Annotated in this window: 14 protein-coding genes; 7 read left to right on the top strand and 7 right to left on the bottom strand. The window is 56.1% G+C overall.

Annotated elements, in window-relative coordinates; genetic code table 11:
• Window positions 1-12: 12 nt before the first annotated feature.
• The gene (plsY, locus tag AC0JZ1_RS07325) at window positions 13-630 is read left to right on the top strand and encodes a glycerol-3-phosphate 1-O-acyltransferase PlsY (RefSeq protein WP_471881757.1); all 618 of its coding nucleotides are present in this window, start codon (window positions 13-15) and stop codon (window positions 628-630) included.
• Window positions 631-638: 8 nt separating this feature from the next.
• A complete protein-coding gene (gene dprA / locus AC0JZ1_RS07320) occupies window positions 639-1,790 on the top strand; it encodes a DNA-processing protein DprA (protein ID WP_471881756.1) in 1,152 nt (383 codons plus the stop codon).
• On the opposite strand, the gene AC0JZ1_RS07315 is transcribed toward dprA, so the two are convergent.
• Entirely contained in the window at window positions 1,770-2,072 is a 303-nt protein-coding gene (locus AC0JZ1_RS07315) for a hypothetical protein (RefSeq protein ID WP_471881755.1), read from the bottom strand. The two genes, dprA and AC0JZ1_RS07315, sit on opposite strands and share 21 nt — an antisense overlap.
• 147 nt (window positions 2,073-2,219) lie before the next feature.
• Here AC0JZ1_RS07315 and topA point away from each other — a divergent pair, with 147 nt between their 5' ends.
• From topA to AC0JZ1_RS07300, 3 genes are read left to right on the top strand one after another with little or no spacing between them, the layout of a single operon-like run.
• On the top strand, window positions 2,220-4,907 hold the full coding sequence (gene topA, locus AC0JZ1_RS07310; RefSeq protein WP_471881754.1) for a type I DNA topoisomerase: 2,688 nt from the start codon (window positions 2,220-2,222) through the stop codon (window positions 4,905-4,907).
• A 29-nt stretch (window positions 4,908-4,936) separates the two neighbouring features.
• Window positions 4,937-7,264 carry a ribonuclease R gene (rnr, locus tag AC0JZ1_RS07305; protein WP_471883379.1) on the top strand — a complete coding sequence of 776 codons (2,328 nt, stop codon included), beginning with the start codon at window positions 4,937-4,939 and terminating at the stop codon, window positions 7,262-7,264.
• A gap of 59 nt (window positions 7,265-7,323) precedes the next feature.
• Window positions 7,324-7,791 (top strand): DUF983 domain-containing protein, encoded by a 468-nt coding sequence (locus AC0JZ1_RS07300; RefSeq protein WP_471881753.1) that lies wholly within the window; start codon window positions 7,324-7,326, stop codon window positions 7,789-7,791.
• Between the two features lie 15 nt (window positions 7,792-7,806).
• On the opposite strand, the gene AC0JZ1_RS07295 is transcribed toward AC0JZ1_RS07300, so the two are convergent.
• Window positions 7,807-8,298, bottom strand: a complete 492-nt coding sequence (locus tag AC0JZ1_RS07295) for a CreA family protein (RefSeq protein WP_471881752.1) — start codon at window positions 8,296-8,298, stop codon at window positions 7,807-7,809.
• Window positions 8,299-8,568: 270 nt separating this feature from the next.
• Here AC0JZ1_RS07295 and AC0JZ1_RS07290 point away from each other — a divergent pair, with 270 nt between their 5' ends.
• Window positions 8,569-9,102 carry a GNAT family N-acetyltransferase gene (locus tag AC0JZ1_RS07290; protein WP_471881751.1) on the top strand — a complete coding sequence of 178 codons (534 nt, stop codon included), beginning with the start codon at window positions 8,569-8,571 and terminating at the stop codon, window positions 9,100-9,102.
• A gap of 34 nt (window positions 9,103-9,136) precedes the next feature.
• Here AC0JZ1_RS07290 and ligA read toward each other — a convergent pair whose 3' ends face one another.
• A complete protein-coding gene (ligA, locus tag AC0JZ1_RS07285) occupies window positions 9,137-11,293 on the bottom strand; it encodes an NAD-dependent DNA ligase LigA (RefSeq protein ID WP_471881750.1) in 2,157 nt (718 codons plus the stop codon).
• Between the two features lie 231 nt (window positions 11,294-11,524).
• Here ligA and AC0JZ1_RS07280 point away from each other — a divergent pair, with 231 nt between their 5' ends.
• Window positions 11,525-12,088, top strand: coding sequence for a cytochrome b (locus AC0JZ1_RS07280; RefSeq protein ID WP_471881749.1), 564 nt, complete (start codon window positions 11,525-11,527; stop codon window positions 12,086-12,088).
• 2 nt (window positions 12,089-12,090) lie between these two features.
• Here the strand turns inward: AC0JZ1_RS07280 and recN are convergent, their stop codons facing one another.
• The 4 genes from recN to ftsZ form a co-directional block, all read right to left on the bottom strand.
• Window positions 12,091-13,761: a DNA repair protein RecN gene (gene recN, locus AC0JZ1_RS07275; RefSeq protein WP_471881748.1), complete on the bottom strand. Its 1,671-nt coding sequence runs from the start codon at window positions 13,759-13,761 to the stop codon at window positions 12,091-12,093.
• Window positions 13,762-13,778: 17 nt separating this feature from the next.
• On the bottom strand, window positions 13,779-14,621 hold the full coding sequence (locus AC0JZ1_RS07270) for an outer membrane protein assembly factor BamD (RefSeq protein WP_471883378.1): 843 nt from the start codon (window positions 14,619-14,621) through the stop codon (window positions 13,779-13,781).
• A 210-nt stretch (window positions 14,622-14,831) separates the two neighbouring features.
• On the bottom strand, window positions 14,832-15,785 hold the full coding sequence (gene lpxC, locus AC0JZ1_RS07265) for a UDP-3-O-acyl-N-acetylglucosamine deacetylase (RefSeq protein WP_471881747.1): 954 nt from the start codon (window positions 15,783-15,785) through the stop codon (window positions 14,832-14,834).
• A 251-nt stretch (window positions 15,786-16,036) separates the two neighbouring features.
• Complete coding sequence (gene ftsZ, locus AC0JZ1_RS07260; protein WP_471881746.1) at window positions 16,037-17,863, bottom strand: cell division protein FtsZ; 1,827 nt, start codon at window positions 17,861-17,863, stop codon at window positions 16,037-16,039.
• Window positions 17,864-17,937 lie beyond the last annotated feature (74 nt).

The raw sequence follows: 17,937 nt of genomic DNA, 5'->3' as shown, positions 1-17,937 counted from the left end.
GAGCACACGCGCATGTCGGAACTGTTCAGCTGGGAAATTACGCTTCCCCTCGCCCTAAGCGCCTTAGCGCTGGGCTATCTGCTCGGTTCCATCCCCTTCGGCCTTTTGCTGACCAAGGCCGCAGGCATGGGCGACATCCGCTCCATTGGCTCTGGCAATATTGGTGCAACGAATGTGCTGCGCACCGGTAACAAGAAGCTGGCACTTGCCACCCTGCTGCTTGATGCCTTCAAAGCGACGGCCGCCGCATTGCTTGCCGGCGCATTTTGGGGCCCTGAGGCTGCCCTTCTGGGCGGCTTTGCAGCCTTTATTGGCCACCTCTTTCCAGTCTGGCTTGGTTTCAAGGGCGGCAAGGGTGTCGCCACTTATATTGGAACGCTGCTCGGCGTTGCCCCAGGCATGGTGCTTGTTTTCGCATTTTTATGGCTGACGGTTGCCAAGCTCAGCCGCTATTCTTCGCTTTCGGCGCTTGTCGCTACCCTATTGATCCCGGTTGTGCTCTGGCTTACGGGAGAGCCGAAAACTGCTTTGGTCATGGCAATCATGACCCTCATTACATATTGGAAGCATAAGGCCAACATCGAGCGTCTGATCAACGGAACAGAAAGCAAGATCGGCCAGAAGGGATAAAAAGCACCGTGTCCTCCGGCAGCGCCATTCGGAGGGGGGTTGCACTGACGGACGCTCAACGGATCGCCTGGCTGAGGCTGATCCGCAGCGATAACGTTGGTCCGTCAACCTTCCGTGACCTCATCAATCATTTTGGTTCAGCAGATGCGGCGCTGGCTGCCATTCCAGAAATGTCTCGCCGTGGCGGTGCTTCCCGCGCAATCCGTATCGCAAGCGTTGAAGATGCGGAGCGTGAACTGGAATTTGCGCATCGCTTCAAGGCAAAACTGGTGGGTATCGGCGAGCCGGAATATCCGCCCGCCCTTCGCCAGATTGATGGTGCGCCGCCGCTTCTTGCCATGAGAGGTGATTTTGGCGCGGCCTCGCGGCCCTCTGTCGGAATCGTCGGTTCGCGCAACTCATCGATCAGCGGGGCCAAAATTGCAGCCATGTTTGCGCGCGATTGCGGACGAGCAGGCTATACCATCACCTCTGGCCTGGCACGCGGCATCGATACGGCTGCCCACCGTGCCAGCCTCGATACGGGCACCATTGCTGTACTGGCGGGCGGCTTGGACCAACCCTATCCGCCAGAAAATATTCCATTGCTAAGCGAAATCACCGGCGGCTGCGGCTTGGCCGTGAGCGAGATGCCGTTTGGTTGGGAGCCTCGCGCCAGAGACTTTCCAAGACGCAATCGCATCATTGCTGGTATCTCGCTCGGTGTGGTTGTCATTGAAGCGGCGCAACGCTCTGGTTCACTTATCACGGCACGCATGGCAGGCGATTTCGGACGGCTTGTTTTCGCGGTTCCCGGCTCCCCACTCGACCCACGCTGCCACGGTACCAATGACCTGCTGAAGAATGGCTGTATCGTCACCACCGGCTCTCAGGATATTCTGGAAGCTCTCGCGCCCATCTCACAGCTTGATCTCTTTGATGAACCTTCCATCAAGGAGCCGACGGAAGAAGGTCTATCGCCATTGATACAGCCATTGGATGAAAGCGACCGCACACGCATAGCGGCGGCACTTGGACCGACGCCCGTGGAGATTGACGATATCATTCGTCACACAGAACTTCCTGCGTCCACTGTCTACCTGGTTCTACTAGAACTGGATCTGGCGGGCCGCCTTCATCGGCACCCAGGTGGAATGGTCTCAATCTCGATGCTTGCGTGAAAGCTGTTTGCGACCAGTCTGCAGATCTCCCGCTTCCAAATAGGCCATTTCAATGAGGTAGGAGAGCATCTCAGCGCCTTCCTTTCTCGCTACTTGCTGCAATTGCCCCAGCATCTGCCGGATATAGACGATGTTCGCTTGAGCTTCGTCGCTTTCTTCTTGCTTGCGAGAGCGCTGATTCATTCCAACCTCACCAAATTTCAATAAATTAAATACATCTTTTAGGTGTGCAAAAATATATGCACACGCAAGATGACATTGTTTATCCCAGATTGCAACCATCTCATAAGCTCTTTCAGGTTGTATTTTTCAAAGCTGTAAAAATACATCTTACCTCTTGACCGCAGACAAAAGGCCCTCCATGTCGGGAGGTCAGATTCAGGCGGAGCTTAGGTTTTCCGCCCTCCTCGTGCTTTTCAGAGAGAAAAAATGAATGTTGTTGTCGTAGAATCTCCTGCCAAGGCCAAGACGATCAACAAGTATCTTGGGTCAGGCTTCAAGGTTCTCGCTTCTTTCGGCCACGTGCGGGATCTTCCTGCAAAAGATGGGTCGGTATTGCCTGATCAGGACTTTGAAATGTCTTGGGAGGTGGATGGTGCGTCCGCCAAGCGCATGAAGGACATTGCCGATGCGGTGAAGGGTTCGGATGGACTGTTTCTCGCAACCGACCCTGATCGCGAAGGCGAAGCCATTTCCTGGCACGTGCTGGATCTTCTCAAAAAAAAGAAGGTGATTGGTGACAAACCCGTAAAGCGCGTTGTCTTCAACGCCATTACGAAGAAAGCTGTGCTCGACGCGATGGCCAATCCTCGCGATATCGATATTGCGCTGGTTGATGCCTATCTCGCACGTCGCGCGCTTGATTACCTCGTTGGCTTCAATCTATCGCCAGTCCTTTGGCGCAAGCTGCCGGGCGCTCGGTCCGCCGGTCGCGTACAGTCTGTGGCACTGCGCCTCGTCTGCGACCGTGAGTCGGAAATCGAACGCTTCGTCCCGGAAGAGTATTGGAATATTTCCGCGCTCTTGAAGACGCCGCGCGGTGATGCTTTCGAGGCAAAGCTCGTTTCTGCCGGTGGCAAGCGCCTGCAAAACCGTGGCGTCAAAAACGGTGAGGATGCAAGCCGCCTGAAGAGCCTTCTGGAAGGTGCGGCCTATACGGTCGAATCAGTGGAAGCAAAGCCTGTCAAGCGCAACCCTGGCCCGCCGTTTACAACCTCCACGCTCCAGCAGGCAGCCTCGTCCAATCTCGGCTTCTCAGCCTCGCGCACCATGCAGGTCGCACAGAAGCTCTACGAAGGTGTCGATATTGGCGGCGAGACGGTTGGTCTGATCACTTACATGCGTACCGACGGCGTGCAAATGGCACCGGAGGCCATCGATGCCGCACGTCGCGCCATCGGAGAGCAGTTCGGTGATCGCTACCTGCCGGAAAAAGCGCGCTTCTATTCTACAAAGGCGAAAAACGCGCAGGAAGCACACGAAGCCATTCGCCCGACGGATTTTAATCGTTCGCCGGACAAAGTGCGCCGATTCCTCGATAGCGACCAACTTCGCTTATACGAACTCGTCTGGAAGCGTGGCATCGCCAGCCAGATGGCCTCTGCCGAAATGGAGCGCACAACTGTTGAGATCGCCGCGGCTAATGGTGGTGACCGCGCCGGCCTCCGCGCCGTGGGTTCCGTCGTTCGTTTCGACGGCTTCCTGGCTGCCTATATGGATGCACGTGAAGAGGGCGAAAGCAGCGAGGACGATGATGATGGTCGCTTGCCGGAAATCAACGCTCGCGAAAAGCTGGATAAATCCAAGGTCAATGCAAGCCAGCATTTCACCGAGCCTCCGCCACGCTATTCCGAAGCATCTCTCATCAAGAAGATGGAAGAGTTGGGCATCGGTCGCCCGTCCACTTATGCTGCCACGCTGAAAACACTGAGCGACCGCGAATATATAGTGGTCGATAAGCGCAAGCTGCTGCCGCATTCCAAGGGCCGTCTCGTCACCGCCTTCTTGGAAAACTTCTTCACGAAGTATGTGGAATATGATTTCACGGCTGATCTGGAAGAAAAGCTGGACCGCATCTCGGCTGGCGAGCTGAACTGGAAGCAGGTGCTTCGCGATTTCTGGCAGGATTTCTTCTCGCAGATCGAGGAAACCAAGGAACTGCGGGTCACCAATGTTCTGGATGCCCTGAACGAAGCGCTGGCTCCTCTCGTTTTCCCCAAGCGTGAAGATGGCAGCGATCCGCGTATCTGCCAGGTGTGCGGCACCGGCAATCTTTCGCTAAAGCTCGGAAAATACGGAGCCTTCGTCGGTTGCTCCAATTACCCGGAATGCAACTATACCCGCCAGCTCTCTTCCGATGGTGCGGAAACGGAGGCCGCAGCACTCAATGAACCGAAGGCCTTGGGCGCAGATCCGATGACGGGCGAGGAATTGACGCTTCGCTCCGGTCGTTTTGGCCCCTATATCCAGCGCGGCGATGGCAAGGAAGCCAAGCGCTCGTCGCTACCGCGTGGCTGGAAGCCGGAAGATATTGATCATGAGAAGGCGCTGGCGCTCATCAACCTGCCGCGCGACGTGGGCCAGCATCCTGAATCCGGCAAGATGATTTCCGCCGGTCTCGGTCGTTATGGACCTTTCCTCCTGCATGATGGCACCTATGCCAATCTTGAAAGCATTGAGGATGTGTTCAGCATTGGCCTCAACCGCGCCGTGACCGTGCTGGCAGATAAGCAGAGCAAGGGGCCAGCTCGTGGCCGGACTGCCGCTGCTGCTCTCAAGGAATTGGGTGAACACCCCGATGCTGGTGGCGCCATTACGGTGCGCGAAGGTCGCTATGGACCTTACGTGAACTGGGGCAAGGTAAATGCCACCTTGCCTAAGGGCAAAGATCCGCAGAGCGTCACCGTGGAAGAGGCCTTAGCACTGATTACGGAGAAGGCTGGCAAAGCCCCTGCAGCCAAGGGCAAGGCAGCCAAGGGTGGCGCAAAGGCGAAATCTACCAAGGCAAAGGCATCAGCCAGCGAAGGCGATGAAAAGCCCGCAAAGAAGACTGCTGTCAAAGCCAAAACCTCCGCCAAACCCAAGGCGGCTGCTAAAAAGAAGAAGACCGATACGTGAGCAAAAAACCGCGCGAAGATAGAAAATCCATGCCTCCCAGCCGAAAGGCTGCCCTTCGCGCGGAACTTGCTGCCTCGGGTGACCCGTCGGTTATCGTACAGGGTGTTGTTCCCCCGCGGGAAATCCTGCTTCAATTCATTGCCGACAACCCGGATCGCGCCTCCAAGCGCGAGATCGCCAAGGCTTTCGGCCTGAAGGGTGAAACCCGCATTGAGCTGAAGGATGTGTTGCGCGATCTGGAAGAGGACGGCCTTTTGAAAAAGAGCCGCAAGTCTCTTGTTCGTCCAGGCGCCCTGCCTCCAATGACGGTGCTCGACATCACCACCCGCGATAAGGATGGCGAACTTATTGCGCGCCCTTCCGAGTGGCTGGAAGATGCAGGCGTGGCGCCTGCCGTTCTCATCCGCCAATCTTCCGACCAGCGTGGCAAGGGTAAGGCCCCGGCAGCGGGCCTGGGAGACCGGGTACTTGCCAAGATTTTTCCGAACAAGGATCGCAGCGGCCCGGCCTACACGGCCCGGGTGGTGAAGATCATCGATAAGCAGCGCAACGCAGCGCTCGGCGTCATCCGGCTAATGCCGGAGGGCGGCGCGCGGCTCCTGCCCATCGATAGACGCGGCGAAGAGATGCAGATTTCCGCGTCGGATATGGGCGATGCAAAGGATGGCGACCTGATCGAAGCCGATGTGATTCGGGGCAATCGCTTCGGCCTCACCCGTGCCAAGGTTCTTTCTGTTATCGGTTCCGTGGCATCCGAAAAGGCGATATCAATGATCGCCATTTATTCCCACGGCATACCCCATATTTTCCCGCAATCGGTGCTGGATGAAGCGGAAGCGGCAAAACCCGCCAGTATGGTCAAGCGGGAAGACTGGCGTCACGTGCCGCTCGTCACAATCGATCCGGCGGACGCCAAGGACCATGACGATGCCGTCTATGCGGAAGACGACCCATCCCCGGACAATCCGGGCGGGGTAATCGTCACCGTCGCAATCGCAGACGTCTCGTATTACGTGCGCACCGGCTCGCCCCTGGATCGCGAAGCCGTCAAGCGCGGTAACTCGGTTTACTTCCCCGATCGCGTCGTGCCTATGCTGCCAGAGCGGATTTCCAACAATCTTTGCTCTTTGCGCGAAGGCGAAGACAGGCCGGCATTGGCGGTCCGCATGACCTTCTCCAAGGAAGGACGCAAAGCGGGTCACACCTTCCACCGCATTATGACGAAGAGTGCTGCCAAGCTTTCTTATCAACAAGCGCAGGCCGCGATTGATGGCAAGCCGGACGATAAGACTGGACCGCTTCTGGAACCCATTCTCAAGCCCCTCTGGCATGCCTATGAGATCATGAAACGCGGGCGCGACCGCCGCCAGCCGCTTGAACTGGACATGCCAGAACGCAAAATCCTGCTGAAGCCGGATGGCACGGTGGATAAGGTCATCATCCCGGAACGTCTCGACGCACACAAGCTGATCGAAGAGATGATGATCCAGGCGAACGTTGCGGCTGCCGAAACATTGGAAAAGAAAAAGCAGCCTCTGATCTATCGCGTGCATGATGCGCCATCGTTGGCCAAGCAGGAGGTACTGCGCGAGTTTCTTGCAACGCTCAACATCCCTCTTGTGAAGGGCGGACAGGTACGCGCCAATTCCTTCAACGGCATTCTCGCAAAAGCCTTCGATACGCCGCACCAGGTTATGGTCAATGAAATGGTTTTGCGAAGCCAGAGTCAGGCCGTCTACAGCCCCGATAATATTGGCCACTTCGGCCTGAACCTCATGAAGTATGCGCACTTCACCTCGCCCATTCGCCGTTATGCCGATTTGATTGTGCATCGTGCACTCGTTGGCTCTCTCGGCTTCGGTGAGGGCGGCATTACGCCGGAAGAGGAAGCTCAGCTGGACGATATTGCGGCTGAGATTTCCACCTTCGAGCGCCGTGCCATGGCAGCGGAGCGCGATACCATCAACCGGTTGATCGCTCACCATCTGGCAGAACGTGTCGGGCAGGAATTTGAAGGCCGAGTGTCAGGTGTTACCAAGGCGGGACTTTTTGTCGCGCTGCCAACCTATGGTGCAGATGGGTTCGTACCCGTATCTACTCTGGGTACGGATTATTTCGTCTATGATGAAGCACGGCAGGCGCTGATAGGTGAAAAACACGGCCTTGGCTATCAGCTGGGTGATTCCGTGGATGTGCGCCTTGCAGAGGCTATTCCACTTGCTGGCTCGCTTCGTTTCGAAATGTTGAGCGAAGGCCAGAAAATGAGTTCGGCCATGCGATCCTTCCACAAATCCGGAAGACGCGGACGTTCCGCACCAAAGAAGCCTGGCACTCGCCCGCCGCGCAGAGGCCGCTAAGCCAGACATGGGGAACTTGGCGGTTGACATTAAGTTTGCCCATAGCGGTTGGAGATAGAATGATGAATGGTCAAAACGGTTCTGCTCAGCCCACCGACACCTTGCGGTTCGGCGGCTCTGACGACAATGAGCGCAACCTCGGCCGTTCGATCAAGCGGGGTTTGCGCTGCACCTGCCCCAAGTGCGGCGAAGGCAAATTATTCAGGGCATTCTTGAAGCCTGTCGATCACTGCGCCGTTTGCGGAGAAGACTTCAGCCATCAGCGGGCAGACGACCTTCCGCCCTATCTGGTCATCGTGATTGTGGGCCACGTGGCGCTTGCAGGATTTATGCTGACAGATCTGAAGTGGCAGGTTTCCATGTGGACGCACCTCGCCATCTGGGTGCCAATCACCATCATCATGAGCCTGTTGATGATCCAACCCATTAAAGGCGGTGTTATCGGCCTGCAATGGGCGGCAAAGATGCATGGCTTTGGCGGCAAGGATGATACTATCGATGATGGACGCGGCGGCCCGATTGATTGAACCGCCGTCGCTGCATCATTTGGGCGCGCCGTTTTTCCAGACAACATTCTGGTTGAAGAGTGGCACGGTCGAAATTGCCATTTTGGCTGAACCATCCACAACCTGCCTCGAATGCACGAGGTAGACCAGTGTATTGTTTTCCTTGTCGTAGATCCGGTTAACCACCAGCTTCTTCCAGATCAGCGACATGCCCTGTTTGAAAACCTCTTCGCCACCTTTTGAAAGCTCAATGTCACCGATCTCGATCGGGCCCGTCTGGCGGCAGGCGATGGAGTTGTTCGATGGGTCTTCAAACCAATTGCCGTTCTTCAGGCGGTCGAGCATTCCGCGGTCAAAATAAGTCACGTGGCAGGTAACACCTTTTACCTTTGGGTCCGTCATGGCATCCACGATGATGTCATTGCCCATCCAGTCCACGCCGACCTTACCAACAACATCTGCAATCGCAGGCGCAGCAGCGATCCCCGCAAAGGCCAGAGCAGCGGCACATAGAGCAATACGGCGCATGAAAGTCTCCCGACTGAGTGATCTGCTATTGAGATAAGCACAGCCTCAATGTTTACAAGTTTTCGCAACAGCTCAGTTGACGTGCCTCAATATTTGAGGGAGCCTCACACCATGATCAGAAACCTCACCAGCCTTGTGATGACCCATCTTGTTTGTCCAGCAGGGCGCGAGAATGAGTGCCGCTTGGCCTGATCATTCCTCGCCAACCCTGCCACCACCGGCAGGGCTTTATGCACACGCTCTGCCTGTTCATTTCCAAGGAGAGCTAACGTGCAAAACATAAACCTAACAACAATTTCAGCGAACCTGATATGGCCAGAAGGGCTATCGATACGCGCACGTGTGTTTACAGATGCCCCTGAAATTGCTTGGTTGCATAACCTGCCAGGCTATCGTTACGGAACGCTTCGCACGCCCTATCACAGTCCCGAAGATGTCGCGAAAGCGATCCAGACGCAGAACAGTAATGGTTATTACCTTGTCGCGCTGATCGACGGACGGATTGTGGGTGATCTTGGCTTAACACCCTTCGCCAACCGCAGGGCCCATGTCGGCAGCATCGGCATGGGCGTTCATGATCATTATGTTGCACGCGGCATCGGCACGGCACTTCTTGGTGAAGCTATTTCCATTGCGGATAACTGGCTGAACTTGAAACGTTTGGAGTTGACCGTGTTCACGGATAACAAGCCAGCACTCAACCTGTATGAACGCTTTGGTTTCGCCATCGAAGGGACAATGCAGGATTTTGCCTTTCGCGACGGACGGTTCGTGGACGCCTATTCCATGGCACGTTTTCGATAGTTTTCGCGGCGCTGTTTGTGGCGATCTCGTCTTATCACCCCGCAATCAGCGCCAGCCACTCATCCTCGTCCATCACGGCAACACCCAGCTCCCGCGCCTTATCGAGCTTTGATCCGGCACCCGGCCCCGCGACCACGTAGTCCGTCTTTTTCGAAACGGACCCAGCTACCTTCGCGCCAAGGCTCTCTGCTCTTGCCTTTGCTTCGTCCCGCGTGAATTTCTCCAGCGAGCCAGTGAAGACCACCGTCTTGCCCGCCACCGGGCTATCAGCGGCTACAGCCTGCTGCATCGCCTGTGGGCGCACCTCCTGCAAAAGGCGGGAAATCACCTCTACATTGCGAGGCTCCTTGAAGAATTCGACGATAGCCCGCGCCATTACCTCGCCTATGCCTTCAATGCTATTCAAGTCTTCCCAGGCATCGCCTTTCAAGGCCGCTGCCTGCTGCATAGCATCCGCGAAAGTTTCATAGCTGCCATAGGATCTGGCCAGAAGTTTCGCGGTAGTCTCGCCTACATGGCGAATGCCAAGTGCAAAGATGAAGCGATTCAGTGCAATCTCACGACGATTATCGATTGCCTCATAGAGCTTGCGAACGCTGACCCGACCAAAACCTTCGATATTCTCCAACTTCGTGAGTGACTGTTCCTGACGCTTCTGAAGCGTAAAAATGTCAGGTGCAGTGCGAATTTGCAGCGCTGGGTCTTCGGCCTCGAAAAAGAAATCGATCTGTTTGGAGCCAAGCCCCTCAATGTCGAAAGCATTGCGCGAGACGAAATGTTTCAGATGCTCGACTGCCTGCGCACGGCAAACAAACCCGCCCGTGCAGCGCGTGACAGAGTCTAGTCGCCCAGTCTTCTCGTTGCGCTCACGCACCGCATGGCTACCGCAAACCGGGCACTTCTTGGGGAACTCATAAGACCTGGCATCAGAGGGCCGCTTCTCCAGCACCACGTCCAATACCTGGGGAATCACGTCCCCTGCCCGCTGTACGATCACCGTATCCCCAATACGTATGTCATGCTCCTCCGGTCGAATGCGGTCGCCGGAATTACCAATGCCTTTTATATAATCCTCATTATGAAGGGTAGCATTCGTCACCACCACGCCGCCCACGGTAATAGGCGTCAAACGCGCCACTGGCGTCAATGCTCCTGTGCGGCCCACTTGAATGTCTATGTTCTCGACCGTGGTGAAAGCCTGTTCGGCCGGAAATTTGTGGGCTGTGGCCCATCGCGGACTACGGGAACGGAAGCCAAGCCGCTCCTGCAGCGCGAGCTCATCTACCTTGTAGACAACGCCATCGATATCGTAATCCAGATTGGGCCGCTTCAGTCCGATGTCCCGATAGTGATCAATAACATCTGAAACCCTGCTCAGCCGCTTCATCAGCGGATTTACCGGAAAGCCCCAGTCTCGAAAGGTTTCAACCATGCCCATTTGCGTGGTCGCAGGCATTTCCGACATCTCGCCCCAGGCATAGGCGAAGAAGCGAAGATTGCGGCTGGCAGTAACTTTGGGATCAAGCTGGCGCAACGAACCGGACGCCGTGTTACGCGGGTTCACATAGGTCTGCTTGCCTTCCGCCTCCATCTGCTTGTTCAATGCAAAGAAATCGCTCTTGGACATGTAGACTTCGCCGCGCACCTCGACCACTGCCGGTGCGCCCGCAGGCAATTGCTGAGGGATGTCTTTAATGGTGCGGATATTGGCCGTCACATTTTCACCGGTGGTGCCATCACCACGCGTTGCAGCGCTGACCATCTTGCCGTTTTCATAGCGGATGGACATGGAAAGCCCGTCAATTTTGGGTTCCGCAGTAAAGGCGATTGAATCATCCGGCAGGCGGCCAAGGAAGCGGTACACAGAACCCACAAAATCCTGCACGTCTTCGTCAGAGAACGTGTTGTCCAGCGAAAGCATGGGCCGGGCGTGAGTGATCTGTGCGAAGGCAGAAGCGGGTGCGGCCCCAACGCGCTGAGACGGGCTGTCTGCGCGCACGAGAGCCGGGAAGCGTGCCTCGATCGCATCATTGCGTCGCTTAAGGGCATCGTAATCCGCATCCGAAATTTCCGGCTGATCCCCCGCATGATAGAGAACATCATGCCGCGCTAATTCTGCAGAAAGGAAAGTGAGCTCAGCCTTTGCCTGCTCTTCGGTTAACGCTTCCACAGCAATTTGTTCAGCCGACATGTCCCACTCCACTGCCTGACGCACCGCGAATTTTCTATCGCTATTACCGCAAACTATGGAGCAGCCAAAACGGATTCACAGATATCGCCGCATCCGTTTCACAAACTTTCCCAGATGCGATCACCAAACTGTTTTTGAAAAATTGTCCCGATCTCACAATGGTTGCTAGACATTTGTGCGATGCAGCAACTAAGCCTTTTTCTATATTGAGGACAAAGATTGGAGAAGGATATGGCGATCGGTTGGCGCGATAATGGCCTGCATTATGGGAAAGTCACGCGGCTCCTCCACTGGACCATGGCGGCTCTTTTCGCGTGGCAGTTCTTGGGCATGGGCTTGAAACTTATGCTCGGCCGGACTCCGCTGGTGGGCTTTTTCGTCGGCACTCACGCGTCTATTGGCCTTCTCTTGATGGTTCTGGCTGTCGCGCGCGCTATCTGGGGGCTGCTTAACCTGAGAAACCGACCCGCCCACGAAGCCGGTCTTATCGGAACCGCTGCAAGCCTCGGCCACTTGGCGCTTTATGCACTCATTCTTTGTGTGCCTGTCCTTGCCAACTTGCGCGCCTATGGCTCGCAGCGCGGTGCCGGCTTCTTTGGCATTCCCATCATTCCAGGGGCACCTGAGAAGGTTGAGTGGATGGTTTCTCTCGGCAATGCTGCCCATGGGCTCCTTGCATGGACGCTCTTGGCCCTCGTCGGCGGCCACATCGCCATGGTCATTGTTCACCGCCATGTTTGGAAGGACGATGTATTGGCGCGTATGGCAGGCCGGTCACTCACAGCAGCTGAATAAGATCAGACACTTCCTGCCAGCAGGCGAGCGGCAGCTGCCCTCGCCTCATCCGTTACGGAAGCCCCCGCCAGCATACGCGCGATTTCTTCAGTGCGATGCTCCGGAGACATGGTTGCTACGCGTGTGGCAATCTTATCCGAGCCATCAACTGGGCCTTTCGAGATGAGCAGATGCGTTGCGGCACGCGCTGCCACCTGCGGCGCGTGGGTAACGGAAAGCACCTGAACCTTATCGGAAAGCCGCTTCAACCGCTGACCAATCGCATCTGCCACAGCACCGCCCACACCCGTATCGATCTCGTCGAAGACCAGGGTGGGTGCAGAGCCACGATCAGCAAGGGCAACCTTCAATGCCAACAGGAAACGTGAGAGTTCGCCGCCGGAAGCCACTTTCATAATTGGCCCAGGCCGTGTGCCGGGGTTAGTCTGAACGTGGAACTCCACCACATCGATGCCTTCGGCGCTGGCCGAAGCCGCATCAGCCGTGACATTGACCATGAAGCGCGCCCGCTCCAACTTGAGCGCCGGCAACTCTGCCATGACCGCATCAGCCAGAACATTTGCACCCTTCTGGCGCTTGGATGAAAGTGCATTCGCAGCTTGATCAAAAGCAGCATTGGCGGCAGTTGCTGCTTTCTCCAACTTGCCGAGGCGCTCTTCTCCCGCGTCGAGGTCAGCAAGGTCAGCCACCATTTTTTCTGCCAAAGCGGGGAGATCCGCAACCGCAACAGAGTACTTCCGGCCCGCGGCTCGCAATGCAAATAACCGCTCTTCAACCCGCTCCAATTCGCGCGGATCGAACTCCGTGCGACGAAGCGCAGCTTCAGCTTCCATTTGAGCATTGGAAAGATTGTCGAGCGCCGTATCCAGCAGCTGCACCGTCTCTTCCAGGAGACCCGGAGCCTCATGACTTTTGCGCTCAAGACGGCGCACGAGAGAGGCAATCAGTGGCACAGGCGATGCATTTCCATTCAAGAAATCACAGGCTTCTGCAATATCACCTGCAATCCGTTCAGACTTCTGCATGCGAGACCGTTGCTCGGCAAGCTCGTCTTCCTCCCCATCGCGAGGGCTTAAAGCTTCCAATTCCTCAACCGAGGCACGGAGGTAATCCGCCTCACGGGCTGCAGCTTCAACACGTGCCTTATGTGTCTTCAGGCTTCGCTCAGCCTCACGCCAGCTTTTATAAAGCTCGCCAACCTTTGACACCTCATCCGTCAAGCCGGTGAAAGCGTCCAGCAAAGCACGATGTGCGTCGATATCAACCAGAGCACGGTCATCATGCTGACCATGAATTTCGACGAGATGCAGACCGGCTTGCCGCATCATCTGCACGCTTACAGGCTGGTCGTTGATGGACGCCTTGGTGCGTCCGTCCGCAGACTGAACGCGGCGGAAAATCAGGTCACCATCGTCGTCCAAGCCATTTTCTCGTAGAAGCAGACGTACAGGATGATGGGCCGGCACATCGAAAACGGCCGTCACCTGCCCCTTGTCCATGCCGTGCCGAACAAGACCGCCATCGCCACGACCACCCAAAGCCAGCGAGAGGCTATCCAGCAAAATGGATTTGCCCGCGCCGGTTTCACCCGTCAGCACGGACAGCCCCTTTTCGAAGGACAGGTCAAGCCGCTCGATCAAAACGATATCGCGGATCGACAACTGAATGAGCATGGTCTTCCTATTTCAGATCAGGCGCCAATAAGCTTCTTGCCCGCGCGGGAAATCCAGGAGCCGCTGTTTTCACGAGGCTCAAGGCCACCGCCCTTCAGCAGCTTGAACGAATCGGCATACCATTTGCTGTCTGGATAGTTCTGGCCCAGAACGGCAGCAGCCGTTTGCGCCTCTTCTTGAACACCCATGGCGTAATAGGCTTCCACCAGACGCGCCAACGCCTCTTCAACCTGATTCGTATTACCGTAATTTTCAACGACCGTACGGAAACGCTGAATGGCAGCAAGATATTCCTTGCGCTCAAGATAATAACGACCGACCTGCATTTCCTTGCCTGCCAGCTGGTCGCGGGCAAAGCGAATCTTGGCCTGTGCGTCTTCGACATATTCCGACTTCGGATAATTATCGATGACCTTCTGCATGGCCTCAATCGTGCTGCGAGCCGGCTTCTGGTCCTGCGTCACATCCGGAATCTGCTTGGCATAGGAAAGACCGACAAGATACTGCACGTAAGCACTATCCTCGGAGGCCGGGTACTGCTTCAGGTAACGATTACCCGTGGCGATGGCTTCTTCGTTCCGTCCAAGACGATATTTGGTGAAGGTGCTCATCACAAGCGCTTTGCGGCCCCACTCCGTGAATGGGTTTTGCTTGTCGATGGAATCGAACTTCCGGCTTGCCTCGGCAAGATTTCCCGCCTTCATGTTGGCGAGACCCTGATTATAGAGCTGCTCTGGCGGATCGGTTGCGAGACCAAGCTTTGTGATATCGATATCTGGGTCTGATTGGCATGAGGTTATCAGCGATGCTGTGCTTAGCAAAGTCAGGGACACCAATGCAACCCGCGCAGTGTTCCTCATTCCAACAGATATAGACTCAGTCATTCGACAGTTCCCGATTGCCACGCGCTATTATAGCGACCGCCCCAATTGGCGTTCTAGCCATATAAGAAGCAAGAGGCCAACGCAATGATGCTGCTTTGACGCAATTTTGTGGCAATCACAACAGCTTCTCAAAACAAAAAAGCCGCCCAAGGCAGGCGGCTTCAAGAAATTAACATTGTGATCGGATCAACCAACCCAAGGTGCGAATTCCGGCACGTTAACCGCCACAAACTCGCGAGCGCGAACCCGCTGGCTGCGAACCGGAGCTTCCACCACTTCATAGGCCGTGCGATCGCTCAACAACGCCTTCAAGGCGTTGGCATTCATCTTGTGACCACCGCGATACGAACGATAGCAGCCGATGAACTGTGCACCAGCCATGGCCAGATCACCTACGGCATCAAGCGTTTTGTGGCGAACGAATTCATCCACGTAACGAAGGCCTTCAACATTGACCACTGTATCGTCGTCGGAGATTACAACCGAATTTTCAAGCGATGAACCCAGTGCGAAACCCGCAGCCCAAAGACGCTCAACATCGCGCATGAAGCCGAATGTGCGGGCACGAGACAATTCGTCCTTGAAAACCTGAGCCGTCAGATCACCCTTCCAGGACTGACGACCGATCAGCGGAGAATCAAAGTCGATTTCCACCTCGAAGCGCGTTCCGTCATGTGGGCGAAACTCGGACCAGGATGCGCCTGATTCGATGCGAACTGGCTTCAAAACTCGGATGTATCGGCGCTTCTCACCAAGATTGACGATGCCTACGCTCTCGATCGCTTCGATGAAAGGAAAGGATGAGCCATCCATGATCGGCATTTCCGCACCGTCGACATCGACAACAACATTATCGAGACCGAGCGCGTAAAGCGCAGCCATAACATGCTCAACAGTAGCGACAGAGCGCGAGAGCGAAGTACCAAGGACCGTGCAGAGATCGGTATTACCAACCTGAGACGATACGGCGCGATATTCTACCGTGGAACCATCAGCAAAGCCGCGGCTAAATACGATGCCCGTTCCGGCTTCCGCTGGCTGGAAGGTAATTGACACCGGATTACCCGAATGAACGCCAATTCCGGAAAGGCTAACCGGTGCAGCGATCGTTGTCTGAAAACCCAGGAGTCCGATAGTCATTGTGTTTGCCTTCTTATCTCCCGCTCTTCAGCGGAAGTCTGTTCTGTCGTCCCACATCCTCATGCGATTCTGTGGGCAGTTCTGATCTTGTAGATACGGCGGTAGCCGCCACAATCCAAATCACTGTTCATTTCGAATTGTTACGAAATCTCCACTCGAAGCCACTTGAGGAGATTCCGCCAAGGTACTTGAAGATAAAGAAAAACCCGAGCAGCATGCTCGGGTTCCTCATTGTTAGAAATTTGTTACCGTTACGTAGACTGGCGGCGTAGGAAGGCCGGAATTTCCAGCTGGTCGTCATCGTGATGATGCGATGCAGCAACAGGACGTCCCAAATCGTCCAGATTGCCACGACGCGGTGCGTAAACGCTTGCCTCTGGCGAGAGAGGACGACGCTGCTGGGAAGCCGCTGCAGGAGCAGAGGTCATCTCAGAGGCAACTGATTCTTCTTCTTCGCGACGACCAAGCGAGTTGGTGATGCGCTTTAGAAGACCCATTGGGCCACGCTCTTCCTGAGGCTGATAGGCAGGCTGGGTGCGCTGGTCGATTTCTGCCTTAACAACTGGCGGGAAATCCTCGACCTTCGGCATGCGAACCTGTTCAACCGACTGGCGGATGATAGGAGCAGCAGGTTCCATTGGCTGCGGTGCCATGCGTGGTGCCGGAGCTGCCGCCATTGGCTGAGTTGCGGGCTGTGCCGCAAAGCTTGGTGCCGAAGCCTGAGTGAAGTTCGGAGCCGGTGCCGCAGCAAATGCTGAAGCAGATGGCTGAAGCGGTGCTACGCGCGGTGCAACTGGTTCGACCGGAGCAGAGGCTTGGAACAGGCGGCTTTGCGGACGGAACTCATCAGCAGCAGGTGCCGCCGCTGCCATTGGTGCCGGTGCGGGCTGTGGTGCCGGAGCGACAGCCTGTGGAGCCGGGATGGAAAGCTCACGTTCCATCTGGGCTTCAGCCTGACGGATGGTTTCAGCAACCGGATCAACCGGGGTCGTGCGGGGTGCCTGTGTCATGACAGGCTGAACTGCGGCCGGAGCCGGAGCAACGGCCGCGGAAGGACGGATAATTTTCTGAGTGGAACGCATGTCAGAATCGCGCCCATCGTTTGCGTTGTGGGCGCGGTCGATGCCGGTTGCCACGACAGAAACGCGGATAACGCCTTCAAGCGCTTCATCGAAGGTTGCGCCGAGAATGATGTTCGCATCAGGATCGACTTCTTCGCGGATACGGCTGGCAGCCTCGTCCACTTCGAACAGGGTAAGGTCGCGACCACCGGTGATGGAGATCAGGAGACCCTGAGCGCCCTTCATCGAGGTTTCGTCCAGAAGCGGGTTAGCAATAGCAGCTTCGGCAGCCTGCATTGCGCGACCTTCACCGGAAGCCTCACCCGTACCCATCATTGCGCGGCCCATTTCGCGCATGACAGAACGGACGTCTGCGAAGTCGAGGTTGATGAGACCTTCTTTCACCATAAGGTCGGTGATGCAGGCTACGCCGGAGTAAAGAACCTGGTCTGCCATCGCGAAAGCATCGGCAAAGGTCGTCTTGTCGTTGGCGATACGGAACAGGTTTTGGTTCGGAATGATGATCAGTGTATCGACGGACTTCTGAAGTTCCTGGATACCCTGTTCGGCAAGGCGCATACGGCGACCGCCTTCGAAGTGGAACGGCTTGGTGACTACGCCAACCGTGAGAATGCCTTTGCTGCGAGCGGCCTGAGCCACCACTGGAGCTGCACCAGTGCCCGTACCGCCGCCCATGCCTGCGGTGACGAAGCACATATGCGTGCTGCTCAAATGATCCATGATTTCGTCGAGGCATTCCTCGGCAGCGGCGCGACCGACTTCCGGCTGCGAACCTGCGCCAAGACCTTCCGTAACCTGAACACCCATTTGGATGATGCGCTCAGCCTTGGACATCATGAGAGCTTGCGCGTCTGTGTTGGCAACGACGAAATCGACGCCTTCCAGGCCCGCGGTGATCATGTTGTTGACAGCGTTACCGCCGCCACCGCCAACGCCGAAGACGGTGATCCGAGGCTTCAGCTCGGTGATATCCGGCTTTTGCAGCTTGATGGTCATATGAACCGTTCCTTCTTTCTCTGGCCGCCTCGCCAAGCGCGCCGATCCGTTCAATTACGCTGACACCCTTGCCC

It is taken from the genome of Affinirhizobium capsici, from assembly GCF_977018625.1.
This window is presented reverse-complemented; position numbering and strand designations above follow the sequence as displayed.